Origin of the sequence: Sulfitobacter sp. (assembly GCF_036960155.1) — a bacterium.
Taxonomy (GTDB): Bacteria; Pseudomonadota; Alphaproteobacteria; order Rhodobacterales; family Rhodobacteraceae; genus Sulfitobacter.
In genome coordinates this window covers 79,471-104,491 of sequence record NZ_JBALWB010000002.1, presented here as the reverse complement: position 1 = coordinate 104,491, position 25,021 = coordinate 79,471, and the positions used below count along the sequence as shown (strand labels likewise).

22 protein-coding genes are annotated in these 25,021 nt (G+C 54.7%); 6 read left to right on the top strand and 16 right to left on the bottom strand.

What is annotated here, in order from left to right; all coding sequences use genetic code 11:
- The first annotated feature begins 115 nt into the window (after window positions 1-115).
- Window positions 116-1,348: a multidrug effflux MFS transporter gene (locus V7775_RS06940; protein ID WP_335751158.1), complete on the top strand. Its 1,233-nt coding sequence runs from the start codon at window positions 116-118 to the stop codon at window positions 1,346-1,348.
- Window positions 1,349-1,415: 67 nt separating this feature from the next.
- Window positions 1,416-2,816: a helix-turn-helix domain-containing protein gene (locus tag V7775_RS06935; RefSeq protein WP_335751157.1), complete on the top strand. Its 1,401-nt coding sequence runs from the start codon at window positions 1,416-1,418 to the stop codon at window positions 2,814-2,816.
- Here V7775_RS06935 and V7775_RS06930 read toward each other — a convergent pair.
- The 8 genes from V7775_RS06930 to V7775_RS06895 all read right to left on the bottom strand — a co-directional run bounded on the left by V7775_RS06930 (window position 2,813) and on the right by V7775_RS06895 (window position 11,937).
- A complete protein-coding gene (locus V7775_RS06930) occupies window positions 2,813-3,526 on the bottom strand; it encodes a thermonuclease family protein (RefSeq protein ID WP_335751156.1) in 714 nt (237 codons plus the stop codon). The two genes, V7775_RS06935 and V7775_RS06930, sit on opposite strands and share 4 nt — an antisense overlap.
- Before the next feature lie 105 nt (window positions 3,527-3,631).
- Complete coding sequence (gene betA, locus V7775_RS06925; protein WP_335751155.1) at window positions 3,632-5,290, bottom strand: choline dehydrogenase; 1,659 nt, start codon at window positions 5,288-5,290, stop codon at window positions 3,632-3,634.
- A 170-nt stretch (window positions 5,291-5,460) separates the two neighbouring features.
- A complete protein-coding gene (gene betB / locus V7775_RS06920; RefSeq protein WP_335751154.1) occupies window positions 5,461-6,912 on the bottom strand; it encodes a betaine-aldehyde dehydrogenase in 1,452 nt (483 codons plus the stop codon).
- A 63-nt stretch (window positions 6,913-6,975) separates the two neighbouring features.
- Window positions 6,976-8,169, bottom strand: a complete 1,194-nt coding sequence (locus tag V7775_RS06915) for a BCCT family transporter (RefSeq protein ID WP_335751153.1) — start codon at window positions 8,167-8,169, stop codon at window positions 6,976-6,978.
- Window positions 8,170-8,244: 75 nt separating this feature from the next.
- Window positions 8,245-9,753, bottom strand: a complete 1,509-nt coding sequence (betC, locus tag V7775_RS06910; protein ID WP_335751152.1) for a choline-sulfatase — start codon at window positions 9,751-9,753, stop codon at window positions 8,245-8,247.
- Complete coding sequence (gene betI, locus V7775_RS06905; protein WP_335751151.1) at window positions 9,750-10,325, bottom strand: choline-binding transcriptional repressor BetI; 576 nt, start codon at window positions 10,323-10,325, stop codon at window positions 9,750-9,752. The genes betC and betI overlap by 4 nt, the downstream gene beginning before the upstream one ends.
- A 70-nt stretch (window positions 10,326-10,395) precedes the next feature.
- Window positions 10,396-11,298, bottom strand: coding sequence for a DMT family transporter (locus V7775_RS06900; protein ID WP_335751150.1), 903 nt, complete (start codon window positions 11,296-11,298; stop codon window positions 10,396-10,398).
- Window positions 11,299-11,337: 39 nt separating this feature from the next.
- Window positions 11,338-11,937 carry a LysE/ArgO family amino acid transporter gene (locus V7775_RS06895; RefSeq protein ID WP_335751149.1) on the bottom strand — a complete coding sequence of 200 codons (600 nt, stop codon included), beginning with the start codon at window positions 11,935-11,937 and terminating at the stop codon, window positions 11,338-11,340.
- A gap of 303 nt (window positions 11,938-12,240) precedes the next feature.
- Here V7775_RS06895 and V7775_RS06890 point away from each other — a divergent pair, with 303 nt between their 5' ends.
- Window positions 12,241-12,492, top strand: coding sequence for a hypothetical protein (locus V7775_RS06890; RefSeq protein ID WP_335751148.1), 252 nt, complete (start codon window positions 12,241-12,243; stop codon window positions 12,490-12,492).
- A 152-nt stretch (window positions 12,493-12,644) separates the two neighbouring features.
- On the opposite strand, the gene V7775_RS06885 is transcribed toward V7775_RS06890, so the two are convergent.
- The gene (locus V7775_RS06885) at window positions 12,645-13,388 is read right to left on the bottom strand and encodes a YebC/PmpR family DNA-binding transcriptional regulator (protein WP_335751147.1); all 744 of its coding nucleotides are present in this window, start codon (window positions 13,386-13,388) and stop codon (window positions 12,645-12,647) included.
- A gap of 222 nt (window positions 13,389-13,610) precedes the next feature.
- On the opposite strand from V7775_RS06885, the gene V7775_RS06880 reads away from it, so the two are divergent.
- Both V7775_RS06880 and V7775_RS06875 read left to right on the top strand, forming a co-directional pair.
- A complete protein-coding gene (locus tag V7775_RS06880) occupies window positions 13,611-15,383 on the top strand; it encodes an SLC13 family permease (protein WP_335751146.1) in 1,773 nt (590 codons plus the stop codon).
- An 11-nt stretch (window positions 15,384-15,394) separates the two neighbouring features.
- Entirely contained in the window at window positions 15,395-16,135 is a 741-nt protein-coding gene (locus V7775_RS06875) for a Stf0 family sulfotransferase (protein ID WP_335751145.1), read from the top strand.
- Between the two features lie 7 nt (window positions 16,136-16,142).
- Here V7775_RS06875 and V7775_RS06870 read toward each other — a convergent pair whose 3' ends face one another.
- The 5 genes from V7775_RS06870 to mgtE form a co-directional block, all read right to left on the bottom strand.
- The gene (locus tag V7775_RS06870; protein ID WP_335751144.1) at window positions 16,143-17,909 is read right to left on the bottom strand and encodes an SLC13 family permease; all 1,767 of its coding nucleotides are present in this window, start codon (window positions 17,907-17,909) and stop codon (window positions 16,143-16,145) included.
- Between the two features lie 27 nt (window positions 17,910-17,936).
- Window positions 17,937-18,875: a DMT family transporter gene (locus tag V7775_RS06865; RefSeq protein WP_335751143.1), complete on the bottom strand. Its 939-nt coding sequence runs from the start codon at window positions 18,873-18,875 to the stop codon at window positions 17,937-17,939.
- On the bottom strand, window positions 18,872-19,684 hold the full coding sequence (locus V7775_RS06860; RefSeq protein WP_335751142.1) for a TIGR00282 family metallophosphoesterase: 813 nt from the start codon (window positions 19,682-19,684) through the stop codon (window positions 18,872-18,874). The genes V7775_RS06865 and V7775_RS06860 overlap by 4 nt, the downstream gene beginning before the upstream one ends.
- 118 nt (window positions 19,685-19,802) lie before the next feature.
- Complete coding sequence (locus V7775_RS06855) at window positions 19,803-20,360, bottom strand: 5-formyltetrahydrofolate cyclo-ligase (protein ID WP_335751141.1); 558 nt, start codon at window positions 20,358-20,360, stop codon at window positions 19,803-19,805.
- Window positions 20,357-21,757 carry a magnesium transporter gene (gene mgtE / locus V7775_RS06850; RefSeq protein WP_335751140.1) on the bottom strand — a complete coding sequence of 467 codons (1,401 nt, stop codon included), beginning with the start codon at window positions 21,755-21,757 and terminating at the stop codon, window positions 20,357-20,359. The genes V7775_RS06855 and mgtE overlap by 4 nt, the downstream gene beginning before the upstream one ends.
- A 133-nt stretch (window positions 21,758-21,890) precedes the next feature.
- Here mgtE and guaD point away from each other — a divergent pair, with 133 nt between their 5' ends.
- Window positions 21,891-23,186 (top strand): guanine deaminase, encoded by a 1,296-nt coding sequence (gene guaD / locus V7775_RS06845; RefSeq protein ID WP_335751139.1) that lies wholly within the window; start codon window positions 21,891-21,893, stop codon window positions 23,184-23,186.
- 21 nt (window positions 23,187-23,207) lie between these two features.
- On the opposite strand, the gene V7775_RS06840 is transcribed toward guaD, so the two are convergent.
- The gene (locus tag V7775_RS06840) at window positions 23,208-23,684 is read right to left on the bottom strand and encodes a CAP domain-containing protein (RefSeq protein ID WP_335751138.1); all 477 of its coding nucleotides are present in this window, start codon (window positions 23,682-23,684) and stop codon (window positions 23,208-23,210) included.
- Window positions 23,681-24,985, bottom strand: a complete 1,305-nt coding sequence (locus tag V7775_RS06835; protein WP_443070104.1) for an 8-oxoguanine deaminase — start codon at window positions 24,983-24,985, stop codon at window positions 23,681-23,683. The genes V7775_RS06840 and V7775_RS06835 overlap by 4 nt, the downstream gene beginning before the upstream one ends.
- Window positions 24,986-25,021: the final 36 nt, after the last annotated feature.

Sequence of the window (25,021 nt, the reverse complement as noted above, 5' to 3'; positions counted from 1 at the left end):
TTGCAAATGCTATTCACCGTATGGATTGCAAATTGCAAATAAGCAAACTTCACGAATTTGTTGCATATATTGTCAACGGCTAGACAACCAACCACGATGGGTCTAACCATTTCAAATGCAAGCTATCCGAGAAGATTTGAACCCAGTCAAACTGGGTGATCGCAGAACCCCGCCACACGCTCTTACGCTGATCCTGTTATCGGGAATGTCGGCGTGTGTCATGAACATATTCCTGCCAAGCCTTCCGGCAATGGCTGCCTATTTTGAAACCGATTACGCTGTGATGCAACTTTCTGTTGCGGTTTACCTCGGTTTTTCAGCGGTATTGCAGATATTCATCGGCCCTTTGTCGGATCGATACGGACGGCGCCCCCTTATTTTGTGGGGGATGAGTATTTTTATGATCGCGACGGTTGGCTGCATTTACGCCCCCACCATTGAGGTTTTCCTGACCTTTCGCATGATGCAAGCCGCCATTGCGACGTCAATGGTCCTCAGCCGTGCTGCTGTTCGCGACATGTATTCCCAAGATCAGGCCGCATCGGTGATTGGCTATGTTACAATGGGCATGGCGGTTGTCCCGATGCTAAGCCCCGCCTTGGGTGGTGTGTTGGATGAATGGTTCGGCTGGCAGGCCGTGTTTTGGGCATTGCTGCTGATTGGCGGCATCATATGGATGCTGGCCTGGGCTGATATGGGTGAAACCGCCTTACCCTCCAACAAATCGCTTACAGCGCAGTTTTCCGAATACCCGGAGTTGTTGCGCAGTCCACGATTTTGGGGATACGCGTTGGCCTCTGGCTTTAGCTCTGGTGCGTTCTTTGCCTATTTGGGCGGTGCTCCATTTGTCGGACAGGAAGTGTTTGGCATGTCCCCTTCAACGCTTGGCTTCTTCTTTGGAGCACCAGCAGTAGGTTACTTTTTAGGAAACTTCATTACCGGACGGTATGCGACCCGATTTGGCGTAAACCAGATGGTGCTATGGGGGTGTTTTGCCAATGCTGCGGGTGGAACAATTTCATTGCTGATTTTCATGGCGGGATACGGAACACCCATTAGCTTTTTCGGCATGATGACGATGATCGGCCTTGGCAACGGTCTGTGCATTCCCAACGCAACAGCAGGCCTCCTGTCGGTTCGCCCGCATCTTGCCGGAACCGCATCAGGCCTTGGTGGTGCCATCATGATTGGTGGGGGTGCGGGCCTCAGCGCATGGGTTGGCGTCTTGCTCACCAAGGAAACAGGTGCATTTCCGTTACTTTGGATGATGCTGATCAGCGCGTTGCTAGGCCTTGTTGCAATCCTATTAGTGATCCACCGCGAACGCCAACTGGCCCTCAGAGCTTGAACCCCTTGTGAGCCACGATTTGCAAAGTTAGTGTCACCTTGAGCAAAAAGTTTGCAAAGGGCGCCCCATGGCTATTCAAAAACTCTACGCGGGTGCCAAGCTGCGCGAACAACGCCTCAAAATAGGGCACACCCAAAAAGACTTTGCCGCGCGCCTAGGCGTATCCCTGCCCTATCTCAACCAAATGGAAAACAACAACCGCCCTGTTTCAACAACGGTTGTTCTGGCTCTGGCCTCGGAATTCGGGATGGATGTAACCGAGCTCAGCTCAGGCGACAGTGAACGTCTGGCCAGCGACATGAATGAAATCCTGTCCGACCCGCTGTTCAGAGGAGAAACGCCGCCGGTTGCCGATGTAAGATTAACGGCGTCAAATGCTCCGGGGATGGCACGCGCATTCATCGCACTGCACCAAAGCTATCGCCAAGCCCAGGAACGGCTCGCTTCATTGGATGAGGCATTGGGGAGAGAAGACGCGCGCGCCACGCCCAGCCCTTGGGAAGAAGTGCGGGACTTCTTTCACTATTGCGACAATTACATTGATGCTGTGGACCGCGCAGCAGAGCATTTCGCATCCCGCGCGAACGACCCGCGTGAGATGCGCACCATTGCAATCGAAGCCCTTGCCGCCTCCGGCATCACAGTTTCCTTCACCGATATGGACGCATTGCGCCTTTTGGAGCCCGAACAGTCAACGCTTCACATATCGTCACGTGCAAAGCACGAAACGCAGACATTCCAGTTGCTGCTCCAAGTGGCGCTAAAACAATATGACACACTGCTAGAAGCAACCCTTGATCTGGCGCGCTTCCACTCACCTGCAGCCCATGACATCGCCAAGATGGGCTTGGCCAATTACTTTGCTGGTGCGGCCCTGTTGCCTTACAAGAAGTTTCAGGCTCGCGCCCAAGAGTGCCGTCATGACCTAGAGGTTTTGGCTCAAGATTTTGGCGCCTCGATTGAGCAGATTGCGCATCGTCTCTCGACATTACAACGCCCCGGCTCCAAGGGTTTGCCGTTTTTCTTTGTGCGCGTTGATCAGGCCGGAACAATCACGAAACGCCATTCCGCAACTTTGCTTCAATTTGCACGGTTCGGCGGCGCGTGCCCCTTGTGGAATGTGCACCGCGCCTTTGAAACCCCCGGCCAGTTCTTGCGCCAGCTTGCCGAAACGCCAGATGGCGTGCGTTATATCTCGATTGCGCGAGATATCTCTAAATCTGCAGGCCGATTTGGCGCGCCAACACGCCGTTTTGCAATCGCATTGGGGTGTGAAGTACGGCACGCATCCCAACTGGTTTATGCCGATGGCCTGGATCTAAGCCGAGACACCGCATTTGAACCTATCGGCATATCCTGTCGCATCTGTGCGCGCAAAAACTGCCATCAACGCGCTGTGCCACCTCTTGAGCAGAATCTGGTTGTTGATCCAAATCGCCGAGACGTCTTGCCCTACCGCGTGGATTAACGTCTTGCCGCGCGCCATCCCGCCGCTTGCGCAGCTGCCGCTGAGCAGAACCACCGTTCGCCTTTGGCCGTGCTGATGCCTGTGCGGTCATAGAATGTTTGACCAACCTCATGATAAATGTGCTTACCTTTTGCGCTTATATTGCCCTTGATGGTGCATTTTTGGTCTGGTGGCGTGCGCCCTTTTGCACGAGTCTTTCGATGCTCAGCCGGAGATTGAAGCCGCGCCGCATGTAGGCCGCGGTCCACCGATGCAGCCTCACGTTCGATTGCAACATAATCCGCGCTGTATTTGACATAGGCAAATGCCATGCCCTCATGGACCAGCCATGCGCCAACGTCTTCACCCAGCGCGATGCAGCGCGCCACTGTGCGCCCATAGCGATCTGTATCAATGGCCGTGCACCACGCGATGACGCCCGTATAGCGATCCGTGACAACCTTTGTGATCCATCCACCACACGCCCAGTCTGTTCCTTGCTGAGTTTGGCACATTTGGTCGTTTTCTGGCGCATCAATTCCATGAAGCCGGACACGGGTGCCCGCCACCTCAAATGTATCGCCATCAATAACCCGGATAGGTCCCGTCAGATTGTTCTCACTCAGGTTGGCGCGCAAAATCCCGCCTGACAGCCCTAAAGCGACCAGAACAAAACCTATCAACAAGACAAAACGCCAGCGGCGCAGCGACGAAAAAAATGAAATGACCATCAGAGAAGCTTATGCAAAATGCTCATCCCTGACATCTAATGCAATCGCAACCAAAGGTTAACAAATAGTTAACGGTGAGTGGTCAATCGCCTCACCGATTAACCACTAACGCTGTTTCGTCTCCCACTCGGGGTGAATCCACGGCGTGTCATTTGAAGCCGCCAGCGGGTCTTTTCCAAGAACGTGATCAGCAATCTTTTCACCTACCATAATGGAGGGGCCGTTGAGGTTGCCGTTAGTGATGCGTGGGAAGATCGAACTGTCTGCAACGCGCAAACCCTCAACCCCAATCACACGACCTTGGCTGTCCACAACAGCGTCTTTGTCGTCAACACGGCCCATCTTGCAAGTCCCGCAGGGGTGATATGCACTCTCGGCATGCTCGCGTACAAATGCATCAATCTCGGCATCCGATTGCACATCTGCACCCGGTTGAATCTCGTGTTTTACAAATGGCTTAAACGCGTCTTGCTCAAAGATCTCCCGTGTCAGACGGATGCAACGACGCCATTCCTCCCAATCCTCTTCATGGGACATATAGTTAAACGAAATCTTCGGATTGTCCGCAGGATTTGCAGACCGAAGCGAGACCCGCCCACGTGATTTAGATCGCATTGGTCCGACATGGGCCTGAAACCCGTGACCTTCTGCCGCCGCCTGCCCGTCATAGCGCACAGCAATCGGCAAGAAGTGGTATTGGATGTCAGGATAAGGCACACCAGCGCGCGACCGGATAAAGGCGGCACTCTCAAATTGGTTCGACGCGCCCATGCCCTTTTTGAAGAACAGCCACTGCGCGCCAATGACGGCCTTTGAAATGACGTTCCAATGTTTATACAGCGTGATCGGCTGGCTTGCTGCCATCTGCATATAGACCTCTAGGTGGTCTTGCAGGTTACCGCCCACACCGGGACGATCCGCAATCACTTCGATGCCATGCTCTGCCAGATGCTCGGCTGGGCCGATGCCTGACAACATCAACAATTTTGGTGAATTGATCGAAGATGCAGCAAGGATCACTTCGCGGCGCGCACGAATGATTTCCGTCTTGCCGCCACGTTCAACCTCAACGCCAACAGCGCGACCATCTTCGATCACAATCTTTTGCGCCAATGCGCGGGTCATTTGTACATTATCACGTTTAAGCGCAGGACGTAGATACGCATTGGCAGCAGACCAACGCCGCCCGCCATGAACGGTTTGCTCCATGGGGCCAAAACCCTCTTGTTGCTGCCCGTTGTAATCATCCGTTGCTTGATAACCCGCCTGTTTTCCAGCCTCTACAAAAGCCTCAAACAACGGGTTCTCGCGCGGACCACGGCTCACATGTAATGGGCCGTCCTTTCCGCGCCAATAACTGTCGCCGCCATGCCCGCCGTCGTGCCACGTTTCCATGCGCCGGAAATAGGGCAGCACATCCGCATAGCTCCACCCGTCCGCACCGCTGTCGCGCCAGTGGTCGTAATCCATCGCGTGGCCGCGCACATACACCATCCCGTTGATCGAGGAAGAGCCGCCAATGACCTTACCGCGCGGACAGGCCAATTCACGCCCATCCAGATTGGGTTCAGACTCCGACTTATAACCCCAGTCATAGCGCTTCATGTTCATGGGATAACTGAGAGCTGCAGGCATCTGGATAAAGGGCCCAGCGTCTGTCCCGCCGTGTTCGATCACCAACACCGATTTGCCAGCCTCGCCCAGACGGTAAGCCATTGCGCACCCGGCGCTACCTGCACCAACAATTACAAAATCTGCTTCCATAACTCTCTCTTACGTCCTGCACTTCAGCAGCGCCTTGAACAACGCTGGGCATCTCGGAAATTTCAGGCCGTCCAACTGGACGTCCCCCATAGTATTCGGCTGCGAGAACGCCAGACACGCATCTCAAAAATGAAATGCGCGTCAGCGCTCCGTTGGATCAACCCTCCTTGTTAAAAGGGGGCCTCCATATCGCCCATGCGCACATAGACCGACTTCACCTGACTGTAGTGTTCGATTGCAGCCTTTGAGTTTTCACGCCCAACGCCGGACGCTTTCACACCACCAAACGGAGCTTCAACTGGCGCATCATTGTAGGAGTTGATGAAACATGTACCTGCTTCAAGCCCTGCCACGACACGGTGTGCGCGGGATAGGTCGCGGGTAAACACGCCTGCCGCCAAACCGAATTCGGTATCATTTGCACGGGCCAGTACATCAGCTTCATCCTCAAAATCCAGCACCGCCATGACAGGGCCAAAGATCTCTTCGCGGGCAATCGTCATGCCATCTGTCACGTCGGCAAATACGCAAGGTTGCATGTAAAACCCATCACCCTCAATCGCTTCGCCACCAAAGACAACGCGCGCGCCCTCGGCACGGCCCTTAGCGATGTAATCCAGTGCGATCTGCATCTGCCGTTCAGATACCATTGGACCAAAGCTGGTCTCGGGGTCCATCGGGTCACCGATTTTTGCATTTGCCAAACGTTCGCACAAGCGAGCCAGGAACGCCTCCTTGATGTCTTTGTGCACAAACACGCGCGTCCCGTTGGAACACACCTGACCAGAACTATAAAAGTTGGCCATGATTGCGCCAGACACGGCGTTTTCAATGTCCGCATCTTCAAACACGATCATCGGGGATTTGCCGCCCAGTTCCATCGTGACGTGCTTCATGCCCGCAGCTGCCGCCGCATAAACCTTGCGGCCCGTCGGGACTGAACCCGTTAGCGAAACCTTATCTACGCGCGGATCAGTGACCAATGCAGCACCAACATCGCCCAACCCTTGGACAACGTTATACAGGCCAGCAGGCAGGCCAGCTTCGTGCAAGATTTCGGCAACTTTCAACGCGCAAAGCGGTGTTGTCTCGGATGGTTTAAAAACCACAGAGTTCCCACAAGCCAGCGCAGGTGCGCCTTTCCAGCAAGCGATCTGTGTGGGGTAGTTCCATGCGCCGATACCAACACAAACGCCAATTGCTTCGCGGCGGGTATATACCCAGTCTTCGCCAAGCTGGATGTGCTCGCCTGTCAGCGTTGCGGCCATGCCGCCAAAATATTCCAACGCATCCGCGCCAGAGGTGGCATCAGCCACAGATGTTTCTTGATACGGCTTACCCGTATCATATGTCTCAAGGATCGAGAGGTCATGATTGCGCTCACGCATCATGTCAGCGGCGCGGCGTAGGATGCGGCCCCGCTCTGTTCCGCTCATCGCGGCCCAAGCGGCCTGAGCATTTTTTGCCGCAGCAATTGCGCGATCTACAATCGCAGGCGTTGCCGCGTGGACAGTAGCAATGACTGCACCCGTAGCGGGGTAGATCACCTCAATCGGCGTACCGGCGGTGTCTTCAACATATTCGCCATTGATGAAATGGCTTGCGGTGGGTTGAGTCTGCATTGTTGTCCTCGTGAATATTAAAAACGCGCGCCGGTCATTCCGGCGCGCGTAAGGTTTCAGATATTAGAGAGATTGCCCTTTGGGCATGCTATCAATCGCCATAACGTCGCTACGGCGTAGGGCCAGAATGTACAAAACACATGCAGCCATGATGCCAACAACAACGGCACCGATCCAATGGATTTGCAACCAGCCAGATTTGAACGCATAGGTCAAAACAGACAGCAACACGATGTTGCCAGCCAGATATTTTGCCATGCCCAATTTCTCGACGGTCATGCCTAGGTTGTCGGTGTACAGACGGATCAGTGAGTCAAACGAGTTGATCACAAAGATCACGCCCACAAAAATCATCGCCCAGTTCATCAGACCAACAGTCGAGATGCTTTCGACATAGTAGTGGTACAGAACCGCAAACCAAATCGCCAAAGGAATGGACGGGATGATCAGCAATGCCGCGAGGTACTGCCATGTCTTCAGGCCGCCAACAAAACGGGATGTGAACTGACCGATCATGATTGACCAAGCAAACCACCAGAACAAGAAGAACTCATGGTATCCAGCTTCGTCACCCATCGGTAAGATAAAGCGGTGGATGTTGGAGAAATAGCCACCAACTTCGCCCAGATTAGCCATAAAGCCACCAACACCAGCGCCGCTGTTCACCCATACAAAGAAGATCAGAACAAAGAACAACAGTGACGACGCAACTGACAGAATTTTCACAAACTTGATGTCTGTCGAGCTATAAGCCGCCGCGCAGATCACAAAGAAAGTCATCACATAGAACAACGGGATGATGCTCTCGCCGTCGCCAACCATTGGCATATAATACGGCAGATACTGCAAGAACAGCGAGCCGGTGAATGCACAGGTGCCGATGATGACCACGTTATTGATCAGCTTGACCACAGGAATGTCAAAGAACTTTACCTTTGGTTCGATCACACAGAAATAGAACCCTGTAAGGAAGTAGAACGCCCAGATCAGGAATCCCCACATGCCAAATTCAATGGCCAGTGGATTGGTAAAACTGAACGTCGGATTGCTCACCAAATCTGCATAAAGCGGGAAGTCAAAGGCGACTGGAAACATGATCAGCCCCACATCCAGACCGGATGTGAAAAGAATGGCGATGAAAACGTACAGCGGCACGGGATCCGTACCAACAAGGGTGAGGTTCCACCACTTGACCGTTATGAAGATGACCAAGGCAAATGCCATGATGATCCCAAAGGATAAAATTGAAAGTAACATGATTGTCCCTATCGATTGTTTCAGGTGCTTATGTAATGCCGCAGTCCTGCACCCAACGGAGCTGCGGGCATTCGGTTACTCCCCGCGTGGGAAGCGTTTGTTCTCTTCGAGGACGTTAAGGTCCATATGATTGCGCATGTAAGCTTCTGAGGCTAACCGCAAGGGCTGGTAGTCCCATGGGTAGTAGCCGCCAGATTTCAACGCCTCATAGACCACCCAGCGGCGGGCCTGCGATTTACGCACATCCGCGTCATAGGCATCCAAATTCCAGCGCGCCTCGGATTTGGCGCGCAATTGCTGCAACGTACCTGCATGGGCGGGTACATCAGCCAGATTGGTCAGCTCATGCGGATCGGTTTCCAAATTAAACAATTGATCTGGGTCCAACGCACAGCGGTTATATTTCCACTTACCATAGCGCAAAGACACCATCGGCGCAAAAGACGCCTCTGCTGCATATTCCATCGCTACAGGCTCTGTGCGTTCAATCCCCTGCCCCATTGGCACAAGGGTTTGGCCTGTTGTCCATTCGGCGACCTCGGACATGTCCACGCCAGCCAGATCACATAAGGTCGGGCAGACGTCGATGTTGCTAACGGGTGTTGTCTGCAGGCCCGGCTCCATCTGGGGTGCGGCGATCATCATTGGAACCCGCGATGATCCCTCAAAGAAGCTCATCTTAAACCACAAGCCGCGTTCGCCCAGCATGTCACCATGATCAGAAACGAACATGATGATCGCCTCTTGGCGGGTGTCCTCAAGAGTTTGCAGAATTTCACCGATCTTGTCGTCTAGATAGCTGATGTTGGCGAAATAGGCGCGGCGCGAGCGTTTGATGTCTTCTTCAATGATATCAAAATCGCGCCAGTTGTTGGCGTCAAAGATGCGTTTGGAATGCGCATCATGGTCGTCATACTCCATGGCAGGGATTTCGGGCAGCAGGTGCTCGCAGTCCTCGTAAAGGTCCCAGTATTTCTTGCGTGCCACATAGGGGTCATGCGGATGCGTAAAGCTGGCGGTCAGGCACCATGGGCGTTTATCCAACCCGCGAGACAGCTCATAAATTTTGCGCGTCGCCTCATAGGCGACGGCATCATCATATTCCATCTGGTTGCTGATTTCGGCCACGCCTGCGCCAGTGACGCTGCCCATGTTGTGATACCACCAGTCGATCCGCTCACCGGGTTTGCGGTAATCCGGTGTCCAGCCAAAATCGGCGGGGTAGATATCGGTGGTCAGGCGGTCTTCAAAACCGTGCAGCTGGTCTGGGCCGACAAAGTGCATCTTGCCGGACAGACACGTGTAGTACCCCGCGCGGCGCAGATGGTGGGCATAGGTTGGGATCGAGGATGTGAACTCTGCCGCGTTATCATAAACACCTGTTGCACTGGGCAACTGGCCCGACATAAACGCGGCCCGCCCCGGCGCGCACAACGGCGATGCGGTGTAGGCGTTTTGGAAACGCGTTGAACGCGCTGCTAGTTTCTTGAGATTGGGCGCATGCAACCAGTCAGCAGGACCATCCGGAAACAGCGTACCGTTCAACTGATCCACCATCAGAATGAGAATGTTTGGCTGGGTCATCTGCGATCCTTTACGATCATATTCAGGGCTAGCAATGCCATGTGTTGCGCCGTCTTGCGTGAACCTTCGTCAGAAAGCGCCTCGCGCAGGTACAAGCCATCAATCAATGCTGCGATCATGTCAGCGTCTGCTTCGGGTTTGACCGTCAGAGGGCGCAAGGCATGTGTCAGATTTGACCGCAGCCGCGCCTGATAAAGCGACAAAAGGCGCTTCATTTCCGGTTGCGTTGGTGCCGCCGCATAAAGCGTCATCCATGCACAAACCGTTGCAGGCGCAAAGCAGGTCTTATCAAAACTGGCAGTGATGATCGCTTCGGCGCGTTCAAATGGCGTAGTGGCTTGCTCAAGGCGGCTGCGCACTTGCGCGCCGTACTCAGTCAGAATGTGACGCATCGCAGCCAGGAAAATCTCGTTTTTGCCGCCAAAGTAGTGATGGGCCAATGCCGTCGACATGCCCGCCGTTTTGGCGATCTGCCCCACTGTCACATCAAGCGATTGCGCGCGCCCGATCTCAGTGATCGTCGCTTGCACTAAAGACGCGCGGCGAAGGGGTTTCATACCTAGTTTTGGCATAGGAATCGGACTTGTTTTAACATGCGCTGGAAGGTGGCGGTTTTAAATTGATCCGTCAATCAATAAAAAATCAACCTTTGGTCTCAGGTGCATCCGGCGTCACCCTGCGCTTTAGCATCGCCTCGCGCCACGTAATAAACGCAACCGACCCCAAAATAACCACACCGCCCAAAACCACCCAGATATCAACGGGTTCCGCGAACCAGATCACGCCTAACAAGGTCGCCCAAATCAGTTGAAGGAAAGTCACAGGCTGCGTTACGGTGACGGGGGCCGCGGCAAAAGCCAATGTCATTGTATAGTGTCCAGCCGTCGCAAATACGGCCACGCCAGCAAGAAACATCAGTTCTCTGGCGTTTGGAGTGATCCAATCAGCAGCAGCAAAAGGTGCCAAACCGATGGTCACAAAGATCGACAACATCGCGACAACAACACTTGGTTTCACCTCATCTGCCATCACTTTGGCGACCAGATAACTGCCTGCAAAAACAACTGCCGCCAGCAGCATTGCCATATGGCCGCTGCTCACTTCGCGAAAACCTGGACGCAAGATGATCGCCGCCCCTAAAAGACCTAAACCAACCGCCACGATCCGCCGGAAAGCCAGCCGCTCACCCAAGAACAGCGCAGCACCAATGGTAACGTAGATCGGCGCAAGGTAGCCCATGGCCGTCACTTCAGCGATGGGAATGCGCACCATCGCAAAGAACCACAAAATCACGCCACCCGCATGGCAAAAGCCGCGCAGCGAAAAAAGACCCCATTGCCGACGCGTCAAATGGGCTGACCGCAATGCTCCAAAGGATGGAATCAAGAACACCAAGCCAAATGCATACCGCAAGAATGCCGCCTCACCGGGTGGCAAACGCGGCCCCATGGTTTTCACCAATGCAGTTACAAGGATAAAGCACATGCCCGTCACCAACATCCAAAAGATGCCGACGATCGGGCGCTGGGGATTTTGGGTTGTCATAGCGCGACTTGAACGCAATCGCTCAACCAGCGCAAGGGCTTAGTGGAGAAGAAGTGACGCTGCAATCAACCACATGGTCAGGGCAATTATAGCATCTAATACACGCCAGCTTAGCGGTTTGGCGAATATCGGCTCTAGCAGACGTGCGCCGTACCCAAGCGCAAAGAAGAATGAAAGGCTTGCCAGCACCGCACCGGCACCAAACGCAAGACGGTTTTCATATTGCGCCGAAATAGTGCCAAGCAACACCAACGTATCCAGATAAACATGTGGATTAAGGAACGTCAGAGCCAGCAACATCATGAGCGTCTTGCTCAGGGTTGCGGGCACGCGCCCTTCGGTTTGCAACACCTCCCCGCCTCGCCACGCACTGAGCGCATTGCGCCACCCATAAACAACCAAAAACGCCGCGCCGCCGTATCTCATCACGGGTTCAAACCACGGCACATTTTCAGCCAGTGCACCAAAGCCAGCCACGCCCGCAGCGATCAGTAACGCATCTGACACGCCACAGGTCAGGCAGACCCAAAACACATGTTCACGACGTAATCCTTGGCGCAAGACAAACGCGTTCTGCGCGCCGATCGCGAGGATCAAGGACAAGCTCAACAAAAAGCCGGGAACAAATGAGGATAGCATAGTTTGAAACGTCCTAGCCGCATGCAAATCTGGAAGCCCATAAGTATTGCTCAGTTAAAAGGATGTCGAGACGAGAAGCCTCCTCACGCGGTTCTCACAGCAATGCGTTTTGCCTGTGAGCATTCCCCCATGTATCTACTTGAGTAACAAAACATCCAAAGACTTCCGTAAAAGTTTCAACATCTTGCCCAAAGAAAACCATGTTACAGAAATACTTCGCTCATTCACAGGAAACTGAACAGTTACCTCTAGCGTACGACCAAATGAATCCCTATCTGCCAAACACTGATGAAGGAAAAGCAGATGACTGAAGATACACAGAAGCTGGAAATCAGCCCCGAAGAACTGGAACTCATCGCAAGTGCGCTTGAGACCCAGACCAAAATTCTGCGCATGCAGGCAAGCGCTGGCGGCCATGGTGCTGTTAAGCGGCTGAACGAAGTAAAACGTTTGCTGGCCAATATCACAAGCCAAAGAGAACCACTTCGTGCGACCCGATGCCACAATCCAGTTGGTTTCTGGGGGTTGCTGCGCTCGATGGGCCAAGCAACCTAATAAACGCTACGCTTTGACGTGCGATCCAAGCCGCCCATTGGGCGGCTTTTTATTTGCCCGCTGCCCAATTCGATCTAGTAATTATGAATGCAAAACGCCGCTGCAAATCAATGCAGCGGCGTTCCTAAATCTATCAACCTGTGAAACCAGAGTTACTCAAGCGCTTCCATCACCTCGTCAGAGGCTTCAAAGTTAGCCGTTACGCGCTGGACGTCGTCGTCATCCTCAAGCGCGTCAATCAGCTTCATCAGCTTTTGCATGCCCTCTAGGTCCATCTCGGTGGTTGTGGTTGGGCGCCAGATCAGTTTGGTGCTGTCACTTTCGCCCAGTTCAGCCTCAAGAGCGGTGGAAACATCATTCAGGTCCGTGTCGGCGCAATAGATCACGTGACCATCTTCCGAGCTGTCTACATCTTCTGCGCCCGCTTCAATCGCGGCCATCATCACGGTGTCTGCATCGCCCACACTGGCTGGATACATGACCTCGCCCTTGCGATCGAACATAAAGCCGACGCTGCCTGTCTCGCCCAGATTGCCGCCGTATTTGGTAAACGTAGAGCGCACAGTAGATGCAGTGCGGTTGCGATTGTCTGTCATTGTCTCAACGATGACCGCAACACCACTGGTGCCGTAGCCTTCATAGCGGATTTCTTCGTAATCTTCCGCTTCACCGCCTACGGCCTTTTTGATCGCGCGATCAATGTTGTCTTTAGGCATCGACGCTTGCTTGGCTTCTTTTACCGCCAAACGCAGGCGCGGGTTTTTATCTACATCCGGGTCGCCCATTTTGGCGGCTACGGTGATCTCCTTGGAGAACTTCGAGAACATCTTAGAGCGCAGCTTGTCCTGACGCCCTTTGCGGTGTTGGATGTTTGCCCATTTCGAGTGGCCTGCCATGGATCGTCTCCGTCTGAGAATTACTGTATCACGCGCGCTTATACGGCAGGGGCAGTACAGGCCGCAAGGCTCACCTCTCATCTCTGGTCCGACAGTTTGCATCAGAGCGCCCGATTTGAGGCCATACAGGCGAGGCGCCACCCTTCCCTGCGGTGGTACAAGGGGCTCTTTTAGGCGCAATCTCCCCTTGTCCTGCCTCGCAGTCTGCAACAAAGTGCACGCATGACCCAAGATCAAATCACCCTATTCGCCCTTTTCGGCGCCGTGTTCGGCCTCCTCCTTTGGGGCCGCTTTCGCTATGATATTGTAGCTTTTTCAGCCCTTATGGCGGGTGTTGTGCTGGGGGTTGTCGACAGCAAAGACGCCTTTGACGGGTTCGGGCACCCCGCCACACTGGTTGTGGCGCTTGTTTTGGTGGTTTCTGCAGGGCTGGTTCGATCCGGCGCAGTTTTGCTGATCACACGGACATTAGTGGATTCGTCGCGCTCCCTTGGGGCGCATATCACATTGATGGGGGCCGTTGGCGGCATCCTTTCGGCGTTTATGAATAACGTGGCCGCGCTGGCGCTATTGATGCCCGTGGACATCCAAACCGCACGCAAAGCAGGTCGCTCACCCGGTCTGTCGCTGATGCCCCTTAGTTTTGCGACCATCCTTGGCGGCATGGTGACCCTTATTGGCACCCCGCCCAACATAATTATCGCCGCAATCCGCGAAGAGAGCCTTGGTGCGCCGTTCAAGATGTTTGATTTCGCCCCTGTTGGCGGTGTCGCAGCGATTGCTGGTCTCGCGTTTGTGGCTCTGGTGGGCTGGCGGATGATTCCGGCGCGCGATGACGGCGGGATCAGTGAAGAAGACCTAGCCGCCTATATCGCCGAGCTGGTTGTGCCCGAAGACAGTAAACACATCGGCAAACGTGTTTCCGAATTGGAAGAGACCGCCGACAAAGCGGATGTCACCATCATTGGCCTGATGCGCGATGGCAAACGCCGCTATGGCCGCGCCCAAAATACCGAACTGCGCGCTGGTGATGCGCTTGTCCTTGAGGCAACGCCCGAAGCCTTGGATGAGTTCCGCTCAACCCTTGATCTATCTGTGGCTGATAGCGCGCGCGAAGAGCGCCTGCGTGCGGATGGCGACGGCGTTGAAATCATCGAAGTTGTGATCACCGCCGAAAGCCGCCTTGCAGGTCGCACCGCCCAAGCGGTCGGGCTGGCGTGGCGTCAACGCACAGTGTTGCTGGGCATTTCGCGGCGAGGACGCAAGATCACGTCGCAGTTGCGCAAAACTCAACTGGAAGCAGGGGATATTTTGCTGCTGCTGGTGCCGCGTGACACAGGCCATGACGTGACAGAATGGCTGGGCGTCCTACCGCTGGCTGATCGTGGTTTGGCCGTGACCGAAAACAGCAAAGTGTGGTTGGCCATAGGCCTGTTTGCAGGTGCGGTTGTCGCGGCATCACTAGGGTTGATCTATCTGCCAGTCGCTTTGGGCATCGTTGTGGTCGCCTATGTTCTGGCCAAGATTGTCCCCCTCTCCGAGCTTTACACACATATTGAGTGGCCCGTTGTCGTTTTGCTGGGATCCATGATCCCACTGGGGGCCGCATTGCAAAAATCCGGCGGAACCGAGTTGATCGCGGGATCACTGATAAATCTGACCGAAGGCATGCCCGCGTGGGCAGTTCTAACCGTTCTGATGATTGTGACGATGACCCTGTCGGATGTTTTGAACAACACCGCCACCACCATTGTCGCCGCGCCTGTTGGTATCCAAATGGCGCAAACTCTTGAGGTAAACCCCGATCCCTTTTTGATGGCCGTTGCCATTGCTGCGTCATCCGCATTCCTCACCCCGATTGGGCATAAGAACAACACGCTGATCCTTGGTCCTGGCGGCTATGGATTTGGAGATTACTGGCGCATGGGGCTACCGCTAGAGATCATTGTGGTCACTGTATCGATCCCTGCGATTTTGTTTTTCTGGCCCTTGTAAGGTCGACAGGTATGGCGAAATTTAACAGCTATATCATCTGCACCAGCCCGCGCAGCGGCAGTACGTTACTTTGCAAACTGCTTCAGAACAGCGGCGTGGCAGGTGTGCCGGCATCCTACTTTCATCAAGCATCCGTTGCCGATTGGGCTACTGGCGTTGGGATGCCTAAAACAACACCCCTGCCCGCGATTATGGATAAGGTCAAAGCTCTGGGCCAAGGATCTGGGGCCTTGTTTGGCTTACGCCTACAGCGTCACAGTTTTGCGTTCTTCTGCAAACAGCTAGAGGCACTACACCTAAAACACGCCACTGACGCCGCGCGATTGCAAGCTGAATTTGGCACAGTGCGCTACATCCACCTGACACGAGAAGACAAGATTGAGCAGGCCGTTTCATTTGTAAAAGCCAAGCAGAGCGGCCTTTGGCACCAAGCGCCTGACGGACGCGAGATCGAACGCCTTGCCCCCCATAACGCACCCGTGTTTGACGCAGAGGCCATAGAAGCAAGGCACGTCGAATTCCTAGCGGCGGATGCTGCATGGCGGGCATGGTTTGACGCACAGAACATCGTTCCGTTGACGATAACCTATCGTGCGTTGGCTGCTAACCCTCGCGATGTTTTATCGCAGGTGTTGCAGGGCCTTGGGTGCCCTGCTCAAGCGGCGCAAGATACTAAAATCCCTACAGCACGTTTAGCGGATGAAACCAGCCGCGAGTGGATTAGCCGATTTACCAAGTATAAAAGAGCCTAAAGCGCCGTTACCAGATTAGTGGAATAACCGCGCTGGCGATCAGCGACATTGACAGATTTAGTGGAATACCAACGCGCATAAAGTCAGTGAATTTGTATCCACCCGGCCCATAGACCAACGTGTTGGTCTGATAACCAATCGGCGTTGCAAACGCGCAAGACGCCGCAATCATCACCGCCACAACCAATGCGCGCGCGTCCATGCCCAGCGCATCCGCCAGCGATATCGCAATGGGTGTCATAATGACCGCCACCGCGTTGTTTGATACTATCTCAGTAAAGATTGTGGTCATCAAGAACACAAAGAATATTACTGCTGCGGGTGGCAGCCCCACCAAACTCGGAGAGATTGCATCGACAATCAACTGGACTGCGCCCGTGTGTTGCAGCGCCGCGCCTACACAAAGCATCGAGAAAATCAGCGCCAGCAAACGGCCATCAATGAACGAAAAGGCCTCATCCGCGTCAATGCAGCCTGTCACTAGAACAACGGCTACCGCGATCACGGCCAGCATCAAAATTGGCGCAACATTCAGGGCGGCCAACACAACAATTGCTGCCAAAGCTGCGATGGCGATCGGGGCGTGTCCACGGCGATAGGCACGCTGGGACGGTGTGCTGACATCGACCATGTCCATATCAACAGCCAGACGGTGAATGTCTTCAGAAGCGCCCTCAAGCAGCAGCGTGTCGCCCACGCGCACAACCAGATCGTCGAGCTGGCGGCCGATGTTCTGGTTTCTGCGGTGTACCGCCAATGGATAAACGCCGTAACGACGACGCAGTCGCAACGCACCAAGGCTGCGGCCGATCATCTTGCATCCCGGTGTAATCAGGACCTCAACGGTGTTTGTCTCAACCGCGGACACTTGATCAACGCGTTTAAGTTCCGGCGTTGTTTGCAGGCTCAGCAGCTCGGCCATCTGCGTACGCAGCACCACACGGTCACCCGTTTGCAGCACGACCTCTTTGAGGTTACGACGCAGTGAGGCATCGCCGCGCACTACATCAATCAAACGCACGCCTTCGCGTTTGAACAGCTTAACATCCAGCACTTCGCGCCCAATTAGGTTGCTTTCAGGGGGGATCACAGCCTCGGAAAAGAACTTCATCTTTGAGCGATCTGATAGCATCCCCGCCATGCTATCGCGCTCGGGCAACAGACGCCGCCCGATGGTGGCCATATAGATTAACCCCCACGTACAAACGACCATTCCGATGGGCAGTATTTCAAAAATGCCAAACGGCTCCATCCCCTGAGAGCGGGCAACACCGTCAACCAGCAAATTTGTGGAGGTTCCGATCAAGGTTAGTGATCCACCCATGATTGCTGCATAACTAAGCGGGATCAGCAGCTTGGATGCTTTGGTGCCCAGCGTCTTGCTTAGTTGCACAACAACAGGGATCATCACCACTACAACAGGCGTATTGTTCATAATAGCAGAGGCGCCCATCACCGATAGGATCACGCCGATCACAGCTAATTTGGGATTAGTGCGCGCGTATTTTTCTGCAATTTGCGTCAGCACCGCAAGCGAACCCGTGCGCACCAGCGCGCCCATCACGATAAACATCGCCGCAATGGTCCACGGCGCAGAGTTGGACAGCACAATCCGCGCGTCCTCGTAGGGCAATAACCCCATCGCCAACAAAGATGCAGCCCCGGCCAACGCGACGACTTCGGTCGGCAGTGTTTCCCTCAGGAACAGGATAAACATCACCGCTACAACCGTGAGGGAAAGCATCGCCTGCGAAAATTGGGAAAGTTCAAACATATAAATGGGCCAGCCCCTGTTGATGCCTTAGTTGTCGCCGATCACAAGATCAGCAGCAAGCATTGCTTTGGGACGGGGCTGTACCAGATACATACCTGCAAACATAGCCACCAAAGCCAACCAGATCATGTTCGAGAATGCCTCATCTAAAATTAGCCATGCCCAGAACAGGCCAAAGCCCGTCACCATATAGCTGACTTGTACTGCAAAAACGGCCCCAGCCCGCCCAACCAACCAGACGTAGGTCGCATAGACCAAAACATGAATTACAGAAGACGCCAGCATAGCTGCTTGGGCCGTGGGCAACGGCCATTGAGGCGTTATCGTCTGGCCACTAACCAGCATTAGCGGCGTCACAATGCACAAACCAATCAATGACGCGCCTAGCATCAGCTGAAAAGGATCAAGCCCCGCAACACCCCAGCGCGACACGTAATTACCCTCAAACGCGTAGAACAATGCTACCAGCAGGTACACTCCGGCCCAGCGTAATGGCACGGCTTCACCCAAATCGACAGAAGGGGCAACGATAATCAGAACACCGACAAGCCCGAAACACAGCCCAATCATGCGACGCCATGCAAAGCGATCATTCCCAACAAGCAATGCAATCACAAAGGCAAACATCGGCAAAATGCTAATCAGCAGAGACATGACCCCGGCAGGCAAATGAACAGCTGCTTGATAGGCTAATGTGCTGGGCAAAACCGTGCCGATCAGCGCAATCACCAGATAGGCCTTAAGCGCACCGGCATCACGCCGCAGCGGCGTGCGGCGCATTGCACAGACCAGAACCATCAGCGCGACACCGATTAGCTGCTGCCAAAACACCAGCCCGTAATGGCCGTATCCTGTGCTGACAGCAATCTTGCTAAGGGGCTGGGTTGCCCCCCAGCCAGCGCCCAACAGCACAAGGAATAGGCTAAACCACAGCACCTCGCGGCGGTTCAGCGTACTGTCATTCACGGCGCGCTCTGCTGCAACTTTCCGCCTTGGCGAATTGGAACAATACGGGTGGCGCGGCCTGTCTTGTCGTCAGTTTCAACATAGACGCCTGAAAGGGTCGCATCACCCGCAGCAGGGGTAAAGCGTTCCTTTGGCATCCCCGTGATAAAGCGGCGAAGGGGTTCGGTTTTTTCCATCCCGATGACTGAGTTATAATCACCGCTCATGCCAGCATCCGAAAGATAGGCCGTGCCAGCAGGCAAAATCATCGCATCAGATGTAGGGACATGGGTATGCGTGCCCACAACCAACGAGGCACGCCCGTCACACCAATGGCCCATGGCCATCTTTTCCGAGGTCGCTTCGCAGTGAATATCCACAATGATCGCATTCGCCAGCCCACCCAACGGGTGGGTTTTCAGCACAGTATCCAGCGCAGAAAACGGATCATCAAAGGGACGTTTCATAAACACTTGGCCCAAGGCTTGGGTCACAAGCACCTGTTTGCCAGTGCGGGTCTTGAACAAACGTGCGCCCTTGCCCGGTGCGTTTTTGGAAAAATTAAGCGGGCGAATGATGCGCGGCTCTTGCTCGATAAAGGACAACATATCCTTTTGGTCAAACGCGTGATCCCCCAGCGTCAGGCAATCAGCCCCCGCATCCAGAAGGTCTTTTGCGTGCGAGCCCGACAAGCCCATGCCAGAGGTCGCATTTTCGCCATTCACAACAACGAAATCGAGTTTCCATTCAGTCCGCAAGCGGGCCAGATTTTCGGTAATGGCGCGGCGCCCAGCGCGGCCCATTACATCACCAAGAAAGAGTATTTTCATATGTCAGCGATAGGCCTCGCCCCCTCCGGTGGCAAGAGGACACGCGACGTCGCGCACAGTTTTCAAGCATCAGGGCATTCAGCCGTCACCACGCAACAACACATTAACGCCAAACGCGTCAGCCAATTTCGATGACACCGGCCTCTGTCACAATCAGATCAAGCGGTTGATCGGTAGGTTCAAGCGCAACTTGATCTACTTCCTGGCCTGCAAAAGCAAATCCAATCGCCATTGTGCCACGCTTTGCCCGTAGCAATTCTAGTGTCCGGTCATAAAACCCGCCGCCATAGCCCAATCGCCCGCCTTTTCTATCAAACGCCAGCAACGGCACAATCAGGATTTCTGGTTCAAAATAGTTTAACTCGGCAGGCACAGACGCGCCAAACTGCCCCGCGACCATATTTGCATCTGGCGTCCAGCGCGCAAATCTGAGGGGGGTGTGTGCGGCTTGGATCACAGGGACGCCAACATCGCCATACGCGGAGGCCTCACTCATGGCCGGGCGTGGGTCAATTTCAGTTCGGATCGGCATAAAGCCTGAAACTGAAACGCCGCGATGCCCAGCTAGAACCTCACTTAAATAGCCAGCTTGGGCCGCGTTTGCGTTTTCAAACAACGGTTTGCGCCGTGTAAATGCCGCTTTGCGTGCTGCCGTTTTTACATCTGCTAAATTCATAACAACACCATCGCAGCAAGGCCCAGAAAGGCAAAAAATCCAACAACATCCGTGACCGTTGTCACAAACGCCCCCGACGCAAGCGCGGGATCAATCCCCATACGCTCTAGTACAATCGGCACGCCTGTGCCTGCAAACCCTGCAACAATCATATTGATCACCATCGCAACTGCAATCACGCCGCCCAGCGCCAGTGAGCCAAACCAGATCACACCAACGATCCCCATCACAATCGCAAAGATCGTGCCGTTAATCAGACCTACCAGACATTCACGCCGAATAACCCGCCACACGTTTGATCCGGTGAGATCTTTGGTAGCAAGCGCGCGCACCGCAACTGTCAGGCTTTGGGTTCCCGCGTTGCCGCCCATCGAGGCGACGATTGGCATCAACACGGCCAAGGCGACAATCTGCGCCAACGCGACTTCGAATTGGGAAATAACAACTGAGGCTGCGATCGCGGTGACAAGATTCACGGCGAGCCACGGCAGGCGCTGTTTAGTTGTCTCGATGACGCGGTCCGACAGTGACCCCTCGCCTACACCAGCAAGACGCATGATGTCTTCTTCGTGTTCCTCGTCCAAGACCGCCATCGCGTCATCAATGGTGATCACACCAATCAGGCGTCCATCTTCGTCCACAACCGGCGCAGATATCAGGTGATATTGGTTAAACGCATAGGCCACATCCCCTTCATCGCGCAGGGCGGGAATAATCTGGAACGTTTCCTCTAACAGCCCACTCAGCGGCGTGTCGCGTTTTGAGCGCATCAGCTTGCCCAAGGTCACATTGCCAACCGGATGCAAACGCGCGTCAACGATGATGATGTGGTAAAATTGATCTGGCAGCTCATCTTCGGGGGTTGCGCGCAGATGGTCAATCGCGGCGCCCACTGTCCAATGCTGGGGAGCCATGACCACTTCGCGTTGCATCAAACGTCCGGCGGAATATTCTGGATATGTAAGGGCTTGCTCGACCGCGGCGCGATCACTGTCGTCCAGCGCGTCTAGAATGCTCTCTTGTTGCTCGCCCTGCAGGTCTTCGATGATGTCGACCACATCATCGCTGTCCAGCTCGCGCATGGCTTCCTGCAACACCTGAGGCGTAAGGATACCGATGACTTCGTCGCGAATGGAATCGTCAAGTTCGGACAGAATTTCGCCGTCAAATTCGTGGCCATAAAGGCGGATCAGCTTTGTGCGCTCAAAGGCGTTGACCTGTTCCAAAAGGTCAGCGATGTCTGCCGCGTGAAGCGGCTCCATCAGCTCGATCAGTTTTTCGCGGTCATCGATTTCTACAGCATATAAAATCGCTGCAACGTCACGTTTGCTTAGGATATATGCCTCTGGCTCGGAGTTTTCTCGGGCTAGATCGGTCTCAGTGATTTGATCTGACATAGGGGCCTCCAAAAGAGCGTTGAGGCAACATACGGAGGCGTCGCAAAGACCACAATGGTGCAGGGTGTGGTGATCTTAAATCAGTGTGTCCCAGCCATTGATTGCGCGCAGAAAATGGATACAACTCAACCTTATGAACACACAAACCCTCCTGACCGGCCAAATCCTGACCTTTAGCGGTGATCCCTTTGCGCAAGCATGGGAAGATTGCATTCACATCGATTCTGTTGGGGCGGTGCTGGTTGAAGGCCAACGCATTGTCGCCGTGGGCAAGGCCGAGATACTAAAGGCCGCGCACCCGCAGGCCAAAGTGGTTTCTTATGGCAGTGATCTGATCTGTCCCGGGTTTGTAGACGCGCATTCTCACTACCCCCAAACGGCGATGATCGCGAGCTGGGGCAAGCAGCTGATTGACTGGCTCAACACCTACACCTTCCCCGAGGAAGCGCGTTTTGATGATCTGACTTACGCCCAAGACATCGCCGCGCGCTACCTCGATCTGACGGCGGCCAATGGCACGACAACGATCGCGTCCTTCGCAACAATTCACCCTCACAGCGTTGATGCGCTATTTGAGGCGGCGCAGGCGCGCGGGCAATCGGTAGTTACAGGCAAGACCTGTATGGACCGCAATGCACCAGATGATCTGCGCGACACTGCGCAATCCGCTTATGATGACAGCAAGGCGCTGATTGAGCGTTGGCATGGCACAGGGCGTGCACATTACGCCATTACCCCGCGGTTTTCGCCCACCTCAACACCCGAGCAGCTATCAGCCCTTGGCGCGCTTTGGGCGGAAAATCCCACCTGCCTGATGCAAACCCACCTAAGTGAGCAACCCGACGAGATTGAATGGGTGAAGTCCCTTTACCCTCAAGCACGTGACTATCTGGATACCTATGAAGAACACGGGCTATTGGGAGATCGCGGCCTGTACGGTCACTCCATCCACCTGACCCCGCGCGAGATTGATCGGCTGGCCGAAATGCAAGGCCGCGTCATACACTGCCCGACGTCCAATGCCTTTATCGGATCAGGCGCGTTGAACCTACCGGAATTGGCCAAACGCGGCATCCCGCTGGGGTTGGCAACGGATACAGGTGGGGGGTCGTCTTTTTCAATGTTGCGTACAATGGCCGCAGCCTATGAGGCAGCGCAACACCATGGTCACGCCCTGCACGCAGCCCAGTTGATGTGGCTGGCCACTGCTGGCTCTGCTCGCAGCTTGCATCTGGATCATGAGATCGGCAGCCTAACAGCAGGAAATTACGCAGATATAGCAATCCTAGACTTGAATTCCACCCAAGCAATTGCTCAGCGTGCAAACAGGTCTGGTTCTGTTTGGGAGGATGTGTTTGCGACCGTGATGCTAGGAGATGATCGCGCGGTTCGAGCGACATGGATCGCTGGCGCATGTGTCACCGCATAACTACTGCGGTTCACATTTAGATTAACACTTCTTGGCAGCGACCAGCATCACCCAGTACTTTCCAACATTCGCTATGCCATATTCTTTAGCTCTGTTGGAAACGATGTTTCTGTAGTGACCTGGCGATGTCCGCCACGATTCAATGCTGGATGCGCGGGATGAATATCCTACGCTGATGTTTTCACCCACAGTACACCATCGATACCCTGCACGTGTCACCCGCTTACTGCTCGAAGAACCATCACTTCCTTCGTGGGCAAAGAAATTGTTTCTTGCCATGTCACTTGCATGGGCGCGGGCCGCCGAATCCAGTGTTGTGTTACGTGTGAGACCTGACAAACTAGCGCGCGCGCGAATTGCGTTAATCTGTGCACCAGCCGAGTTACCTGAAACAGGGCCGCTATTTGTCACGGCTTGTTGGGTGGGCGGGGTTGATCCCCCTGAACTACAGGCTGACAATGTAAAACATAGCGCTATTCCCATTGCGATCCGACTCATAGCTTCTCCTTCAGTCTCAATGCCATCTGCTGTTGGCGTCCAAGTAACGCCGGCATGTCTACCGTAATAACCTTACCGTTTCGTACTACTTCACGGCCCTCAACAAACAAATCGCGTACAGTTGTTGGCCCAGCCAACAACAGCGCGGCATGGTCCCACGAGCCAGCAGCCTCAACACCCGACATGTCCCAGATGGCAATGTCAGCCCGTTTCCCCACGGCCAAACGACCACAATCAGGCCGCCCCAAAACATCCGCACCTCCGCGCGTTGCGATTTCCAATGCCTCGCGCGCGCTCATGGCGTCCGCGCCCAACGTCACACGCTGCAGCAACATCGCCTGACGCGCTTCGGCTACCAGATTTCCCGCGTCATTGCTGGCCGAGCCATCAACCCCAAGCCCGACAGGCACGCCAGCGTCGCGCATAGCGCGCAAAGGCGCGACGCCACTGCCAAGGCGGCAATTTGAACAGGGGCAATGGGCCACGCCCGTGCCCGTTGCCGCAAACAATGCGATCTCGGAGGGGTCCAGCTTAACGCAATGCGCGTGCCACACGTCTGGTCCAACCCATCCCAAATCCTCGGCGTATTGGCCGGGGCGACACCCAAAGGTCTCAAGGGAATAGGCGATGTCTTCATCGTTTTCAGCCAAATGCGTGTGCAACATCACGCCCTTGTCCCGCGCCAACAGTGCCGCCTCACGCATCAAGTCCGTACTGACGGAAAACGGCGAGCACGGCGCGATGCCAACCCGGCACATTGAGCCCTCGGAAGGGTCGTGGAACGCGTCAATTACACGAATACAATCCGCGAGGATCGCCGCTTCATCTTCAACCAACGAGTCTGGCGGCAGGCCCCCTTTGCTTTCGCCGATGCTCATTGCGCCGCGCGTGGGATGAAACCGCAGGCCAATTTCTGAGGCTGCGTGGATCGTATCCTCAAGCCGAGAACCGTTGGGGTAGAGGTATAAGTGATCCGAACTCAGGCTACAGCCGGACAACGCCAATTCAGCCAACCCAACCTGAGCCGAGACATGCATGTGTTCAGGCGTAAACCGCTGCCAGATCGGATAAAGCGTGCGCAACCACCCAAACAGCAGTGCATCCTGCCCGCCCGGCACCGCGCGTGTCAGGCTTTGATAGAGGTGGTGATGTGTGTTGACCAAACCGGGGGTCACAAGACACCCTTGCGCCTGCACAACTTTAGCACCCTCAGGCACCGGTAAATCGCTGCCGATTTCAGCGATCACGCCGTTGCGGATTAGGATATCTTGATTGCTCAGTTCCCGCCGCGCGTCATCCATGGTGAGAATGGTGCCAGCGCCCTTTAGGAGCGTAAC

Coding starts and splice junctions, on each gene's coding strand:
- V7775_RS06940 (WP_335751158.1), top strand. CDS start 116: ATGCAAGCTATCCGAGAAGATTTGAACCCAGTCAAACTGGGTGATCGC.
- V7775_RS06935 (WP_335751157.1), top strand. CDS start 1,416: ATGGCTATTCAAAAACTCTACGCGGGTGCCAAGCTGCGCGAACAACGC.
- V7775_RS06930 (WP_335751156.1), bottom strand. CDS start 3,526: ATGGTCATTTCATTTTTTTCGTCGCTGCGCCGCTGGCGTTTTGTCTTG.
- betA (WP_335751155.1), bottom strand. CDS start 5,290: ATGGAAGCAGATTTTGTAATTGTTGGTGCAGGTAGCGCCGGGTGCGCA.
- betB (WP_335751154.1), bottom strand. CDS start 6,912: ATGCAGACTCAACCCACCGCAAGCCATTTCATCAATGGCGAATATGTT.
- V7775_RS06915 (WP_335751153.1), bottom strand. CDS start 8,169: ATGTTACTTTCAATTTTATCCTTTGGGATCATCATGGCATTTGCCTTG.
- betC (WP_335751152.1), bottom strand. CDS start 9,753: ATGACCCAGCCAAACATTCTCATTCTGATGGTGGATCAGTTGAACGGT.
- betI (WP_335751151.1), bottom strand. CDS start 10,325: ATGCCAAAACTAGGTATGAAACCCCTTCGCCGCGCGTCTTTAGTGCAA.
- V7775_RS06900 (WP_335751150.1), bottom strand. CDS start 11,298: ATGACAACCCAAAATCCCCAGCGCCCGATCGTCGGCATCTTTTGGATG.
- V7775_RS06895 (WP_335751149.1), bottom strand. CDS start 11,937: ATGCTATCCTCATTTGTTCCCGGCTTTTTGTTGAGCTTGTCCTTGATC.
- V7775_RS06890 (WP_335751148.1), top strand. CDS start 12,241: ATGACTGAAGATACACAGAAGCTGGAAATCAGCCCCGAAGAACTGGAA.
- V7775_RS06885 (WP_335751147.1), bottom strand. CDS start 13,388: ATGGCAGGCCACTCGAAATGGGCAAACATCCAACACCGCAAAGGGCGT.
- V7775_RS06880 (WP_335751146.1), top strand. CDS start 13,611: ATGACCCAAGATCAAATCACCCTATTCGCCCTTTTCGGCGCCGTGTTC.
- V7775_RS06875 (WP_335751145.1), top strand. CDS start 15,395: ATGGCGAAATTTAACAGCTATATCATCTGCACCAGCCCGCGCAGCGGC.
- V7775_RS06870 (WP_335751144.1), bottom strand. CDS start 17,909: ATGTTTGAACTTTCCCAATTTTCGCAGGCGATGCTTTCCCTCACGGTT.
- V7775_RS06860 (WP_335751142.1), bottom strand. CDS start 19,684: ATGAAAATACTCTTTCTTGGTGATGTAATGGGCCGCGCTGGGCGCCGC.
- V7775_RS06855 (WP_335751141.1), bottom strand. CDS start 20,360: ATGAATTTAGCAGATGTAAAAACGGCAGCACGCAAAGCGGCATTTACA.
- mgtE (WP_335751140.1), bottom strand. CDS start 21,757: ATGTCAGATCAAATCACTGAGACCGATCTAGCCCGAGAAAACTCCGAG.
- guaD (WP_335751139.1), top strand. CDS start 21,891: ATGAACACACAAACCCTCCTGACCGGCCAAATCCTGACCTTTAGCGGT.
- V7775_RS06840 (WP_335751138.1), bottom strand. CDS start 23,684: ATGAGTCGGATCGCAATGGGAATAGCGCTATGTTTTACATTGTCAGCC.
- V7775_RS06835 (WP_443070104.1), bottom strand. CDS start 24,985: ATGGATGACGCGCGGCGGGAACTGAGCAATCAAGATATCCTAATCCGC.